Origin of the sequence: Microbacterium sp. Ru50, assembly GCF_002920555.1 — a bacterium.
GTDB classification, from domain to species: domain Bacteria; phylum Actinomycetota; class Actinomycetes; order Actinomycetales; family Microbacteriaceae; genus Microbacterium; species Microbacterium arborescens.
In genome coordinates this window covers 51,514-65,553 of sequence record NZ_PQSV01000004.1, presented here as the reverse complement: position 1 = coordinate 65,553, position 14,040 = coordinate 51,514, and the positions used below count along the sequence as shown (strand labels likewise).

Here is a 14,040-nt window from a genome sequence, read left to right as displayed (position 1 = left end):
GACGCGGGCCGTTCGGGCCCGCAACGCGCGTGTGCGAACAATCCCGAACACCCCGGCGGCCAGTGTCGATAGAGTGATCGCCGCGGGGCGAGGGGATCCGCCGCGCGTATGCGGTTTGCGACATGCATCCGCTCGAGGGCGGGGGAGCGCACGTGCAGGACGATGACACGCGATTCGGCGAGCCCGATTCACTCGACGCGATCGCGCGGGATCTGCTCGCGCTGAAGGATGCCGCCGGGCCGGTGTCGTACGCCGAACTCGTCCGTCGCATCGCACAACTGCGCGTCGAGAGGGGCATCAATCCGGCGGCTGCCACGCCTCCGCGTACCACGGTGTACGACGCGTTCCGGCCGGGCCGGGCCCGGGTCGACATCGGGCTGTTGCGCGACATCGTGCTGGCGCTCGGCGCAGATTCAGACGAGGCCGACCGCTGGATCCGTCGTTATCAGCAGGCACGCCGGCCCGATGATGTGGCTCCCCGGGTCTCGCCGCCGCGGCGTCCCCGCCCCGCGAGCGAATCACCGGTCTCGCCGACCTCGCTGACAGCGCCGCCCCCGCTCGTCTCCCGGCGGACGCAGGCGCTGATCATGTTCGGCTGCCTCATCGTCAACTTCATCGGCATGTCGACGGTGCAGCTGCTCCATTTGCCGATCTACCTCGACATGGCGGGCACCGCGGTCGCGGCGATGGTCTTCGGTCCCTGGGCGGGAGTCGTCGTCGGACTCAGCACGAACGTGTTCGGGTTCGTCGTGGGCGCCCCGGGGGCGGCTCCCTTCGCGCTCGTGAACGTCGCCGGAGCGCTCGTATGGGCGTACGGCATCCGCCGGTTCGGCATGGGAGCCGACCTCTTCCGCTACGTCAACCTCACTCTGCTCGTGGCGGTGGCGTGCTCGCTGGTGGGTGCTCCGCTGGGCGTCCTCATGTTCGGCGGGTACTCCGGCCACGGTTCCGACAACGTCACCTCGTCGATCGCCGGACTCGGCCTGCCCGTCGTCGCCGCGGCCTTCTCGGCCAACATCCTCACGTCGGTCATCGACAAGATGCTCTCGGGGTTCATCGCCCTCGTCGGCATCGCGATGCTGCGCAGCCGGGTGAGCATCCCCACCGCGCAGATCCCGCTCGTCGAGCGGCTGATCGCGCAGAGCGGACAGGTCTCGGGCAACCGGAACGGCTGGTCGCCCGGAGCGGTCGCGCGCTGACGTCGCTCGCGTTCCACCGCACGGCTCGAGGCGGAGGTGCGCTGACCGGTCGGGTCGGCTGCCGGGGTCTCGGCGCTCAGATGATGCACCGTTGGTGCGGATCAACCCGGATACCGACCATTGTCGCGACGGCTCCTCAGCCCAAGAACCCGAGCGTAGGTGGCTCGCCGACGTCGGCGGGTTTGGGCTCGGCCCGGGCTAGTTCGACCCCGCCTGCATCCTTCACGATGATCCAATCGATGCCCGCTGCCAATTCAGCCGGCAGGATGACAGAGATCGCGAGGGCAGCGTCTTCTGCAATTCTGTCCCTGTCCCGCTGGTCAGGTTCGATGCCGAGCGTCACGGCCACGTTCGCGCCTTGCACGCTGACGTCCTGTATGTAGCCGGCCCAGGAGGATGGCGCCTCTCTCCAGACGTCCGAGTACTCGTCGATGTTGAGCGCCGCACGAAGCTCTTCATCCACGGTGGACGTATTCACTTCGACGGGCGCGACCGTGGTCGGTGGGTCCTCCGCCGGGGGTGACTGTTCGAGGGGGGCCTCGGCCGCCGCGGCAGCGGTAGGCGTGGAGGGAGGTGCGCTCGCGCCGGAGTCCGGCCCGCTCGCTCGCTCGTCGCTCGGGCCGGCGGAGAGCAGAGACGCTGCCACGCCCGCGCCGACGATGAGCACCACGACCGCCCACGTCGTCACGAGGCGAGGAGGGCGGACGCGTTCGCTCATGCGCTCAGCCTAGGTGTGAGACGCCCGAGCCGGACTCTCACTGGCCTTTCGAGGCGTAGAAGGCTTCGACGCCGTCTTTTGCGGGCGCCCACCAGTCTTCGTTGTCGCGGTACCAGTCGATGGTGGCTTTCAGGCCGGCTTCGAAGTCTTGGTAGCGGGGTGTCCAGCCGAGTTCGGTGCGGAGCTTGGTGGAGTCGATCGCGTAGCGGAGGTCGTGTCCGGGGCGGTCGGTGACGTGGTCGTACGCGTCGGTGGGGTTGCCGGTGAGGGCGAGGATGAGCTCGACGACGGTCTTGTTGTCCTTCTCGCCGTCGGCGCCGATGAGGTACGTCTCGCCGATGACGCCGCGGTCGAGGATCGTCAGCACGGCGGAGGAGTGGTCGTCGGCGTGGATCCAGTCGCGGACGTTCTCGCCCTTGCCGTAGAGCTTGGGGCGGATGCCGCGCAGGACGTTGGTGATCTGGCGGGGGATGAACTTCTCGACGTGCTGGTAGGGGCCGTAGTTGTTCGAGCAGTTGCTGATCGTCGCTTTCACCCCGAACGAACGCACCCATGCGCGCACGAGCAGGTCGGAGCCGGCCTTGGTGCTGCTGTAGGGCGAGGACGGGTTGTACGGGGTGGATTCGGTGAACCGTGCCGGGTCGTCGAGTTCGAGGTCGCCGTACACCTCGTCGGTGGAGATGTGGTGGAAGCGTTTGTCGTGCTTGCGCGCTGCCTCGAGCAGCGTGTACGTGCCGACGATGTTCGTGTCGAGGAAGGGGCGGGGGTCGTGGAGGGAGTTGTCGTTGTGCGACTCGGCCGCGTAGTGCACGACCGCGTCGACCTGCCCGAACAGCTCGTCCACGAGCGCGGCGTCGGCGATGTCGCCCTCGACCAGCCGCACCCGGTCCTCGGGCAGACCCGCCAGGGATGCGGCGTTGCCCGCATAGGTGAGCTTGTCGAGCACGATCACCGAGTGGTCGGTGTTGCCGATGACGTGGTGAACGAAATTCGAACCGATGAACCCGGCACCGCCGGTCACGAGAAGCGTTCCCATCAGCGTCCCCTCTCCAAAATCTCCAACAGATATGTGCCGTACCCGGACTTCACGAGCTTGACCGCGCGCTCGCGCAGTTCCTCGTTGGTGAGGAACCCCTGCCGCCAGGCCACCTCCTCGGGAACGCCGATGCGCAGACCCGTCCGCCGCTCCATCGTCCGGACGTAATCGGCAGCGTCGGTCATCTGGTCGAAGGTTCCCGTGTCGAGCCAGGCGGTTCCGCGGGGGAGGACCTCGACCTGCAGCTTGCCCCGTTCGAGGTAGGCGCTGTTGATGTCGGTGATCTCGTACTCGCCGCGGGGCGAGGGCTCGAGGTTGCGGGCGATGTCGATCACATCGTTGTCGTAGAAATACAGACCCGGCACCGCGAAATTGCTCTTGGGCTCGGCCGGCTTCTCCTCGAGCGAGACGGCGCGCCCGGTGTCATCGAACTCCACCACACCGTACGCGGACGGCTCCGCCACCCAGTACGCGAACACCGCCCCGCCGTCGACGTCCGCATAACGCTTGAGCTGCGAACCCAGGCCTGGGCCGTAGAGCAGGTTGTCGCCCAGGACGAGGGCCACCTTGTCGTCGCCGATGAAATCCGCACCGATCGTGAACGCCTGCGCCAACCCGTCCGGGGACGGCTGCTGCGCGAACGTCAACGAGATCCCGAACTGCGACCCATCTCCCAGCAACCGCTCGAAGAACGGCGCATCATGCGGTGTCGTGATGATCAGGATGTCGCGGATACCCGCGAGCATCAGCGTCGACAACGGGTAGTAGACCATCGGCTTGTCGTACACCGGGATGAGCTGCTTCGAGACACCCAAGGTGATCGGATGCAGCCGAGTGCCGGAACCGCCGGCGAGGATGATGCCCTTCATGATGCTCCAAACTGTCTTTGATGCCCGTTGTGCCGGGTGCATTGCCGAACACTGCCGGAGCGTACGCAGACCGTGATCGCGCCCTGTTCCCTTCATACCAGGCGGTCGTGTCGCCCAGGTTTCGGCGGCGCAGAATGACAGATCGCGAGAGGTTCGAGGCGGAGATGACTCGCCGCAGCTGCTCAGCGGGTAGGGTAAGCGGGGCATCCCGACGGCTGCGGTGCGCTCCATCCGAACATGAGTGGGAGTAGCAAGGGCATGGCTTCATCTGTCGCGATCATCGGCACGCGGGGGTACCCCAGCTACTACGGTGGTTTCGAGACCGCGGTTCGCAAGCTCTCCCCCTACCTGGCGGACGACGGGTGGGATGTCACCGTCTACGGGCGCAAAGGCGCGACCAAATCAGACGATCCGGAACGTGACGAGCGTATCCGTACCGTGGTGACAGGTGGAGTCGAGAGCAAGTCGCTCAGCACACTCTCGTATGGGCTGACCGCATCTCTACATGCCCTGAGAGATAAGCCCGACGTTGCGCTGGTCATGAACGTCGCGAACGGCTACTTCTTGCCGCTCCTCAAGTTGAGGGGCATCCGAACGATAGTCAATGTGGACGGCATCGAGTGGGATCGCGCCAAGTGGGGGCGTCTGGCCAAATTCATCTTCAGAATGGGGGCGCGGTTCACCGCGATGTTCGCGGATGATCTCGTATTCGATTCACGTGAGATCGAGCGGCGTTGGAATGACGAGTTCGGTCGCGACGGAGTCTTCATTCCATACGGTGGGGAACCGGCACCTGACCTCCCGATCGAGTCGGGTCTGGCGCATCGTGGCTACGTGCTCGTCGTGGCGCGCTTCGTACCCGAGAACACGATCCCCGAGTTTCTTCGCGCTGCCGAAAGAATCTCCGAGTCGTACCCTGTGGTCATCGTCGGCTCTTCCGGGTACGGCGGAGATCTCGACGAACAGGCGCATTCGCTCGCACGCCGCCACGACAACGTACGCGCGCTCGGGCACATCAGTGACGATGCACGGCTCCTGGCTCTGTGGCAGCACGCCGGCGTCTACTTTCATGGACACAGCGTGGGGGGCACAAACCCGACGTTAGTCCAAGCGATGGCTACCGGGACACCGATTGTCGCTCGCGATACCGTCTACAACCGAGAGGTGCTGGGGGACACGGCCCTGTTCTCGGAGCCCGACGAGCAGGCCATCGCCGATGCGGTGATCCGCCTCATGTCGGATCCGCATGAGCAGTCGCGCCTATCGGCGCTAACATCCGCGCGAGCGGCAGAGCGCTATACCTGGCCGTTGGTATGCCGTGCCTACGCGGCAGCGCTTCGGAGACTCACGCTCACAACTCGTCGCGCTTCTCGGCGAGAGACACCGTCGGAGCAGGAAGCGCTATGACCCGAGTTGCGGCGGTCATGGTGACGCATAACGGTGGGCAACGTCTGCTCGACCAAATCGATACCATGTGCAGGCAAAGCCGGCCGCTCGACCAGGTGGTCATCGTCGATGATCGGTCGACAGACGGTTACGTGGATCGTGCGGTCTCTCGACTTCGCGAGTTCCATGATGACGTCATCGTCCGCCCGGCAAGGCCCGGGACCGGAACCGATCTGTTCGGCCGCATCGGCCGCAACTTCGCTCAGGGAGTCGATCTCGCAGGGCCCGACGTCGACTTCATCGTGTTTGCGGATCAGGATGACTTGTGGCGCGAGGATCGGGTCGAGGTGCAGGCGGCAAGGCTCCAAGACGATCCTTCGTGCGCCGTCAGTGCGGCAAACGGGACGGTCATCGATGATTCCGGGTCGTACAGCGGTCAGACGCTGTGGGACGCGTTTGGCGTTCCGCGTGACTGGAACGAGCGGAACGACGTGGAGAGACTGCGTGTCGTCCTCAGCCGGTCTGTGGCTACAGGCGCGGCTATGATCGCCCGTTCAGCGTTCGCGAAGAGCTTGGGACGCCCTCCCGGTGGGTGGCTTCACGATCGCTGGTATTCGATCGTCGCGGCGTCTCGGGGGGCGCTCGACCTGCAGGATCGTTCCGTGATCGACTATCGCCAGCATGACGGGCAGTCTGCGGGGTTGGCGGGCAACTCGTCGAGACTGTCCCTGCTCACGCAGGCCGTGCGGGGACCGATTCGCGCGCTGGACCGGTTTTCCGCTATCCACTCCCTCCGATCAGGCTCACCCTCACCGCTCCGACGGGAGCTGAGTTACCCGATGCTGGTCAAGACTATGGCGAGGAGGCCTTCGTGACCCGAACGCCATCGGTAGCGATTCTGATCGCCACATACCGACGAGAACACCTTCTCCTCGAGACGCTGGCCTCGCTCGATCGCACCAAAACATCGCAGTCGTTTGCTGTCATTGTCGTCGACAACGACAGCGAGGGGCGAACTGCCGAACGAGTGCGAGGAATGCAGTCCGAGTGGAGTTTCCAGGTGACTGCTGTGTGCGAGCCGCAGCCGGGGATCGCGGCGGCGCGAAATCGAGCGCTCGATGAGGCTCTCGATTACGACATCGTGTGTTTCATCGATGACGATGAGACCGTTAGCGAGGACTGGCTGGAAGAGTTGGTCGCTCCCATCCTGCGCGGCGAAGCGGATGCTGTGTCGGGGCCCGTGGATTCGGTCTTCGAGGCACCTATCCCGCAGTGGGCCCATCTCGGCAAGTTCTTCACATCGGAGGACACTCCAGAAGGCGCGCGAGTGGGAGAAGCTGCCACAAACAATTTGGCGATCAGGCGGGCGTCCTTGATGCGCGGACCGGTTACTCGGTTCGATTCCCGCTTCAGCGAGTCGGGAGGCTCGGACATCTTCCTCACGCAGCAGCTGGCCGCCGCCGGGATCCGCATCGTGTGGACGAACGCAGCACGCGTGACCGAACGGGTCCCAGCCAGCCGGTGCAGCGCAGACTGGATACGGACGCGCGCGGTGCGGGGCGGCAACACGCACGGGCGTGTTGCCTTGATGCGTCCCGACAATGGATGGGGGCGGCCCGAGTCGTTGCGGCGTCGCCTTGCAGTCGCGGTGCGTGGTGGAGTGCGGGTCCTAGCCGGCGCTGGCGCGGTCGTGACCTCGCCAGGGGTCAATAGGTCTGCTCGCGCCGCGCGAGGCTACCGGACCTTGCTGCGAGGAGTCGGGTTCCTGCGCGCCGCTCTGAACCGCGACGTGCTCGAATACAAGAGGTCGTCATGAGCCGAAAGACATTCTCGGAGGGCCGCCGCTTGCACGTCCTCTACTTGGGTGTTGAATCGGAGGGGTACCCGCGGAACGCCCGTCTGCGCGAGTACTTGGTGAGACGATTCGACGCGCAGATCAGCGTGGTCGCAATCGACACGAGGCCCGGCGCGGCCCGCAAAGCGTGGACGCTTCTGCGCAGAGGCCTGTCCCTGCCTCGCCGCAGCGTAGACGTCGTGATACTGGCTGAGTTCCAGAACAAAAATGCGGCGATCGCCCGAGCGGTCGCTTGGTGGCATGGTGCAGCGCTCGTCGTGGACTGGTTCGTCGGTCTCCACGAGACACGGGTCGGCGACTGGATGCTCGTGCCAGATCGTTCGCTTCACGCACGGGTTCTCGACGTCGTCGACCGAGTAGCGGCCAGGCTGGGCGACATCGTCGTCACGGACACGGACGCCCGCGTTCAGATGCTGCACAGCCGTTATGGCGCGCACCTGAACCGTCTCTACACGCTTCCAGTCGGTGCGCCGGCGTGGGCGGCGCGCATCGAGCAGCGAGAGCGGAGCGACTCCCTGACCCGAGTGCTGTACTACGGCGGGTACCTGCCGCTCCATGGTGTCGAGTACATCTTGCGTTCGATCGCGCGGTGCCGTCACCTTGACCTCCTTCGGTTCGTCTTCGTCGGCGGCGGGCAGCAACGGGGACGAGCCGAAAGCCTCGCGAAGGAGCTGGGGATCGAAACCTCCATCGTCTTTCGGGACCCGGTTTCGGAAGCGCGACTCGCCTCGTACATCGAAGAATCAGACGTCGTCCTGGGCGTTTTCGGTGGGTCGGAGAAGGCGGCCACGGTCATCGCGAACAAAGTATGGCAAGGGCTGGCGTCGGGACGGCGGGTGGTCTCTCGTCGTTCGCCCGCGCTCGCCGAGGTAGTGGATATCGTCGGCGCTCAGCTTGTCACCGTCGACATCGCGGACACTATGGCGCTTGCCAAAGCGCTCGATGAGATCGCATTGGCGAATCGAGATGACGTAGGGGGCGCGGCGGGGGCTGGGACCGCGGAGCGACTGGAGGAGTACGTGGGGCAACGGTTCGACGAGTTCGGAGCCGGAATCGAGAGGGTGGCCCATGCGCATCGCAGCTGAGTACTCCCGGATCCAACGCGGTGCTCTCAACCGTCTAGCGCAACGCGCCTGGACGCGAGATTCCCAGCGGTACTTCGCCACGAGCCCGCGGACATTGGATCGTGATGCGCTTCGGGTCTACTCGAACCTGCATCCGCTGAGCGATCGCCTCAGTTTTGTGGTCGAGGACGCCGGAGATCAACAGGCTGTGAACCTCGTTCTCCCCGAGCTGCGCGCGGACGCAATCTTCGCGGGTATCGGCACCGCTCTCAGAGTGGCGGCCGGGCACGCCCTCCGCCAGGGCCTTCCGCTTCGGGTCATTGGTCTTCGAGACGCGTTGCCGAGGGACGACAAGAGGATCAGAACGCTGCGCACGGCCGTGATGGCGCATACCGGTCTCGACAGTGAGGACCGGCTCGAGCTCGTCGGGCGCGAAGCGCTCCTCGGACTCCGGGTGAGTCCCGCGGATCACTGGCTGTTGACTCATTGGACCACCGCACACGCCTTCGGGGTAGCACGTCGGCTCGGCGCGGTGACGGCGTCCACTTCGATCTATCTCGTGCAGGACTATGAGCCGGGCTTCGTCGCGTGGTCGACGGACTACGCGCTGGCGCGGGCGACTTATCACGAGGGTCATATCCTCGTCGTGAACTCCACACCCCTGGCCGACTATCTCGCGCGAGCTGAGAAGCTCACCCTGGACGACGATCTTGTCTTCCGGCCGCAGATCGACGAGAGGCCCGGCCGGAGCGAGAATCGCTCCCGTACTGAACTCACTGTCTTCTTCTACGCGCGACCGAGCAAACCTCGAAATCTCTATGCGATCGGGGTTGCGGTGCTGAAAGCCGTCGCCGACCGCGTCGGAGACTGGCCCGTCCCCGTGCGGTTCGTGAGCGCGGGCGAGAGCCATGCCGATGTCGTGCTCGGGCATGGTGTGGTGCTGTCCAGTCGCGGCAAGCTGACGTGGGACGACTACTTCTCCCTCATCGACCAGACCGATGTGGTCCTTTCTCTGCAACACAGCCCGCACCCCTCGCATCCGCCGCTGGATGCCGTCTCGCGAGGAGTGTTCGCAGTTACCAACGAGTTCGATGGGGTGCGTAACGGTCTGAGCCCGCTCCTCGTCGCGGCCGAGCCACGCATCGACGAACTGGCCGATGCGGTGGTCGATGCTCTCCGGTCGTCCTTCGATCAACGGGTACCAACTCCTGGGGACGGCTGGCTCGCGGCTTTGGGTGCGCCCCTGGACACCGTCCTCGACGCGCTGTCCATCCGCGTCGCGAACCATCCCGGGTCCGGTCCCCGCCTCGAGGAATCAACGGGCGCGTGAATCTCAGACGCGGAGCGTCCTTCTCCCTCTACCTCGTCGCGCCGTTGTTGGGAGCGGTGACCCCGCTGCTGGTGTACCCCTCTGTCACAACCCATTTCGGTGCCATTGGGCTCGGCGCGGTGGGCGTCGCGCAGTCCCTGGGGTCAGCGGCCGCAATCGTCGGGGAGCTGGGCTGGAGCGTAGTGGGACCTCAGCGGGTAGCAGGTGCCGACGCGTCGGGGCGTGCGCAGATCGTCAAGGACTCGCTCGCGAGCCGGCTCGTGTTCATGCTCGTGCTCCTTCCTCTTGCCGCGGTCATAGCGATGTCGCTCGTACCGGGCTCAGCCCTCGACGTCGCGATCCTCACCGTAGGGTTCGGTTTGACGGGGCTGTCGGTGACATGGGCTCTCATCGGGGCGAACCGCCCGGGGCTGATGCTCATACTCGATTCACTGCCGCGCTTGGCGCTCGTCGGAGCGGTAGTGCTCGCGCTTCAGCTGGGCGCGCCGCTCTGGGTTTATGGGGTCGGGCTGGCTATCGCATCCGTGTTCGCAAGCGCCGCGGGTTCGGCGGTCTTCCGGGCGCCAGGTTTCGTTCCCGTCGTTGGCCCCGGCCGTACATTCCAGCTCATACGCTCGCAGGCTGTCATCACGCTGAGCCGTACCGTCTCTGCCGGATTCACAGCCCTTCCCGTGACTCTCGTCGCCCTGGCGGCCCCCACGCAGGTTCCTCTGTTCGCTGCGGTCGACCGGATGTGCCGAATGGCTCTCGCCGTGCTCTCCGCGGTGCCGAATCGATTGCAGAGTTGGGTAGGTCAAGCTCGTGGGGCCGAGTTGCTTCGGCGCAATCGGCGTCAGCTGGAGATCAATGCGCTTCTCGGATTGGCCGCGGCCGTCGCCTACAGCTGTCTCCTGCCGTTCGTCGCAACCTTCGTCTTCACTGGCGTTGTGGAGGTCTCTCCGTTGCTGGCTGCTCTGTCGGGCGCCGTCGTATTGACGGTGTGCGTATCGCGGGGGCTGGGTCTTGGTCTCGTCGCGTTCCGGAAAACGAACTGGCTGCTCGCGGTCAGCGTCGTGGCGTGCCTAGTCGGCGTGAGCTCCGTCATCGTACTCTCGACCATCTTCGGTGCTGCCGGCGCCGTGGGAGGCGTTCTCGCGGCTGAAGCCGCCGGTGCGGTATTCCAGTTGATCGTCCTCACCCGCGCCGTCCGGGCCGCCGGCGCGGGTGAGGGGCGTCAGGGCTGATACGCGGTCGTCACCCGCAGCACCGGAGGGCGCGGGGTGTCCTTCCCGTAGACGAGGACGAGCAGGCCCCCGGCACCCTTCGGCGGCGACTGGTCGAATGCGATGTCGGCGCTCGCCCGTGCCCCCGCTTGTTGCTGTACGTACGCAGTCACATCTATGGAGTACTTGGCCACATCCTTCGTGACGTCGACGGAGCCGAGAATGCTCCCGAGGGCGGGTTTGGTCGCGTAGGTCACCGTGCTTTCGTTCCACGGGCCGGCAATCGCCCTCGCATCGAGGCGAGTGACGCTGCCGTCCGCATCCGTCGTATTGGCCTCAAACTCCAATACCGCTGACGTGATCGTCTTGCCTGCGACGCTACTCAGGTCGAACCGCGCGTATGCCTCCCGGTTGACGTTCGTGTAGAGATCATGACGTTTGACGAAGAGCGCGGCTGAGGTCCCATAGTTCGTGGTCGATGCTCCTGGCGCATTGTTGACGTAGGTGTCCGCGATCGCCGGCAGATTGGAGACCCAAGGATTACTGACTGCAATAGAAACTGTGTCCCACGTTTTTGTCCCGTCCGCAGCCGTGGCGATGACGCCTACTCGCGTGGTGCCCGCGGCCCTCGCAGTGTAGGCGCCGGTGGTCGTTACTTCGATGATCGACGGGTCCGCAGAAACATAGCGCACTGTGAAGCGGGAAGCATCGGCTCCGGTGAACGGATTGATGCCGAGATTGCCGCTGTCTCCGACACGAGGTTCGCGCGGAACTCCGGTCAGCGTGAGCGTGGGCAGAGTGTTCGAGGGGGGTTGCGCCGGAGCATAACCGAGGAACTCGATCTCATGGATGCCCGTGTATCGAGTGGCGACGTTCTGATTGTCGATGACAATGCCCGCGTACCGAGAAGTCACCGGGTCGAAGCGGTACGTTTGCCAGCTGTTATCGGTGGGAAGCCCGCTGCTGTAGCGGGTGACCCACCGGCCAGCGCCATCTTGCGTCACTATGCCGAACTTGGTGGAGCTCGGCGCAGTCGCAGCCCATCTCACCCGGACGGCGTAAATCGTGGCCGGCTCACGGAAGTCGTACTGCAGCCAGTGGTTGCCTCCGCCCACCCACTTCGTGCTCATGTCGCCGTCTGTGGTTGCTTGCGCGGCTGCCCACGTGGTGCTCGACGTCGCATTGATCACGCGAAGCGGTGCTCGGGAGAAATGTATGCGGTAGACGACCGCGCGTCGGTTGGGAGCGGTGACGACGACGGTCGCCTCCCCGGGCCCGTTCTCCGACTGCGTGACGCGAGCGGAGCCTCCGCCGGCGGCCGTCGCGGTGATCGTCGGCGTGCGCGCCCCGGGGACCACCGGAACGGTATAAGAGAGAGCGTTCGGAGCGAAACCTGCGAGCGGTTTCCCGTCAACCGCAAGCCCGCTGAGCGACGCGGTCTCGTTGCGTGCGACAACCCAGGTGCTCACGCCGCTCACCGGCGGGATGGAGACCGCCTGCCCTTCCCGTACGGGGACGAGGTCGACCGTTAGCGTTCCCGACGTCACTCCAGGGAGCTCTACCATCAGTTTCCGCACGTCGTGATTCGATGCCTGCCCCGCAGGCGCAGGGCTCTGCCACAGCGGCTTCGCGGGAGCCCACGTGAACTTCGCCGCCCCAGGCGAGGCGATGCGTGCCTCGAGCTTCTGACCATCCTGCGTGAGAGTGGCCGTCCGCCCGTCTGCCGAGATCTCAATCCCCGCACGCGTGTGCATGGACCAGGTGACGTCCCGGGACGTAGCGGAGGAGAAATCATCCTGCACGCGAACCGCTCGTCGTTCGCCGAAGAGCATGACACCGCGCCGCCAGGATGTGAAGATCTCGCTCGCCGCGCTGAGATCCGTTGTAGCGATAGCGGTGTCCGTGCTGGAAGTCACCGATATCGGCGTCGTCACCCCCGGGTTCTGATCGAGCGTGGATCGCGTCGTCGCCGTCAGGGTGTTGTTCCCCTCCGCCCGCTTGCGGTAGTAGGTCCAACGCTCCCCGGTCGGCAGGCCGTTTTCGTAACCGGGCAGGGCGTAGTTGTCCGGACCGAGATCGATGGCCCAATCGACGCCGAGCGCGCTCATCACGAAGGTGCCGGCGTCGAGTTCCGGGTGGTTGTTTCCTTTCCCCGAAGCGGACTTTACCGAGACGTATGTTCCCCACGGGTCCGACCAGTTTGCGCGAAGGGACGCCATCTCTGACGCTCCGTACTTTCGATCCAGCGGCTCACCGTGTGCCGCCGGCGTCGAGACCGGAGCGGTCGGATCGAACCAGACCATCGACCACTGATTGATGTCCCCCGTCGCCAGCGCGTCCCGAGCCGTCTTCGTCGCCACGGGGTTGGAGTACTCCCTGCCCAGGATGAACAGAGCCGGGGTAGCGAAAGAGACGAGCTTTGAGTCGGAGTAGTTGAAGGGAGTTCCAGTTGGGCTCGCGGCCTGCCACGCCATGGATGCCGTCTCGCTCAATCCGGGCGAAGCGAAGATCCCTCGGTCGCTGCCCGTCGTTGCGCGGAGGGCTTGAGCGAACGTGACGAGATGTTGGATGGCGTATGACCAGTACTGTGGACCTTCGTGATAGCCGCCCTGTTCTGAGAACCCCCGCAGCCCGTTCGCGAGACTGGCCACGGCTCGGTCCAGCAGCTCCCGCGAGACGGCTGGCTGAGAGCCGCGAAGAGCAAGTGCGCCCATCCCGACCCCTGCGTTCGAAACGACGTTCCAGTTGCCGATGGTCGTTGTCCATTCTGCGGCGCTGTCGTAAGCCGAACGCGCGGGATTCAGTCCCTTTTCGAGGATGGCGCGCTCGAGCGTAGCGATCCGTTCGGCGCTCCACACGCCACGGAACGTGTCCACGCCGATTCCCGTCGCCTGCAGGAGACTGGCGGTGTCGAGGAAATGTGCAGGGTTCCAGTCGCCGTAACGCGCCACCGCCTCGAGCTCCTGCCAGGCGCGCTCGGCGAAGCTCGTGTCACCGGTGAGCGCCCACGCGATACTCAGTGTCGAGCTCCGGTCGAGCACTGTCTGACTGATGTTGTAGAGCGAGCCCGGATTGGATGTGGAGTAGCTCAGCGGCGACTGGTTCACGATGCCCCGCGCCTTCGAAACCACGCGTTCACGAAGCGACACGAATTGCGTGTTGCTCTGCGCATCACTCCGGATGGCGTCCCAGGAGCGAATGGGAGCCAGCAAGCTGTTCGTGCTCAACTGCGGCGGTGCTGCAGCTGCTGGGACGGGATGCGATGCCTGCGCCGCGTCGGCAACCGATGGTGTGCTCGCGACCAGCGCGAAAACGCAGAGGATCGCCACCGCCAGATGACGACTTGCCTTCGTGAAGTGGCTGGACATTCATTCCTCGCGG

11 protein-coding genes are annotated in these 14,040 nt (G+C 65.2%); 7 read left to right on the top strand and 4 right to left on the bottom strand.

Annotated features, from left to right (window positions below; all coding sequences use genetic code 11):
• Positions 1-122 precede the first annotated feature (122 nt).
• Positions 123-1,199, top strand: coding sequence for an ECF transporter S component (locus C3481_RS13645; RefSeq protein ID WP_103842880.1), 1,077 nt, complete (start codon positions 123-125; stop codon positions 1,197-1,199).
• Positions 1,200-1,335: 136 nt separating this feature from the next.
• Here the strand turns inward: C3481_RS13645 and C3481_RS13640 are convergent, their stop codons facing one another.
• Genes C3481_RS13640 through rfbA form a run of 3 tightly spaced genes read right to left on the bottom strand, consistent with a single transcriptional unit; the run spans position 1,336 to position 3,822 of the window.
• A complete protein-coding gene (locus tag C3481_RS13640; protein WP_146053660.1) occupies positions 1,336-1,917 on the bottom strand; it encodes a hypothetical protein in 582 nt (193 codons plus the stop codon).
• Positions 1,918-1,954: 37 nt separating this feature from the next.
• Positions 1,955-2,953, bottom strand: coding sequence for a dTDP-glucose 4,6-dehydratase (gene rfbB / locus C3481_RS13635; protein ID WP_103842875.1), 999 nt, complete (start codon positions 2,951-2,953; stop codon positions 1,955-1,957).
• Positions 2,953-3,822 (bottom strand): glucose-1-phosphate thymidylyltransferase RfbA, encoded by an 870-nt coding sequence (rfbA, locus tag C3481_RS13630; RefSeq protein WP_103842873.1) that lies wholly within the window; start codon positions 3,820-3,822, stop codon positions 2,953-2,955. The genes rfbB and rfbA overlap by 1 nt, the downstream gene beginning before the upstream one ends.
• A gap of 258 nt (positions 3,823-4,080) precedes the next feature.
• Between rfbA and C3481_RS13625 the strand changes: the two genes are divergently transcribed.
• Genes C3481_RS13625 through C3481_RS13600 form a run of 6 tightly spaced genes read left to right on the top strand, consistent with a single transcriptional unit; the run spans position 4,081 to position 10,680 of the window.
• Entirely contained in the window at positions 4,081-5,229 is a 1,149-nt protein-coding gene (locus C3481_RS13625) for a glycosyltransferase (RefSeq protein ID WP_103842871.1), read from the top strand.
• Positions 5,226-6,083: a glycosyltransferase gene (locus C3481_RS13620; protein ID WP_181021943.1), complete on the top strand. Its 858-nt coding sequence runs from the start codon at positions 5,226-5,228 to the stop codon at positions 6,081-6,083. The genes C3481_RS13625 and C3481_RS13620 overlap by 4 nt, the downstream gene beginning before the upstream one ends.
• A complete protein-coding gene (locus C3481_RS13615) occupies positions 6,080-7,024 on the top strand; it encodes a glycosyltransferase family 2 protein (protein WP_181021942.1) in 945 nt (314 codons plus the stop codon). Before C3481_RS13620 ends, C3481_RS13615 begins: the two co-directional genes overlap by 4 nt.
• A complete protein-coding gene (locus C3481_RS13610) occupies positions 7,021-8,148 on the top strand; it encodes a glycosyltransferase (protein ID WP_103842865.1) in 1,128 nt (375 codons plus the stop codon). Before C3481_RS13615 ends, C3481_RS13610 begins: the two co-directional genes overlap by 4 nt.
• A complete protein-coding gene (locus tag C3481_RS13605; protein WP_103842863.1) occupies positions 8,132-9,457 on the top strand; it encodes a hypothetical protein in 1,326 nt (441 codons plus the stop codon). The genes C3481_RS13610 and C3481_RS13605 overlap by 17 nt, the downstream gene beginning before the upstream one ends.
• Entirely contained in the window at positions 9,454-10,680 is a 1,227-nt protein-coding gene (locus C3481_RS13600; RefSeq protein WP_103842861.1) for a lipopolysaccharide biosynthesis protein, read from the top strand. Before C3481_RS13605 ends, C3481_RS13600 begins: the two co-directional genes overlap by 4 nt.
• On the opposite strand, the gene C3481_RS13595 is transcribed toward C3481_RS13600, so the two are convergent.
• Complete coding sequence (locus C3481_RS13595; RefSeq protein WP_103842859.1) at positions 10,671-14,027, bottom strand: DNRLRE domain-containing protein; 3,357 nt, start codon at positions 14,025-14,027, stop codon at positions 10,671-10,673. The genes C3481_RS13600 and C3481_RS13595 overlap by 10 nt on opposite strands.
• Positions 14,028-14,040: the final 13 nt, after the last annotated feature.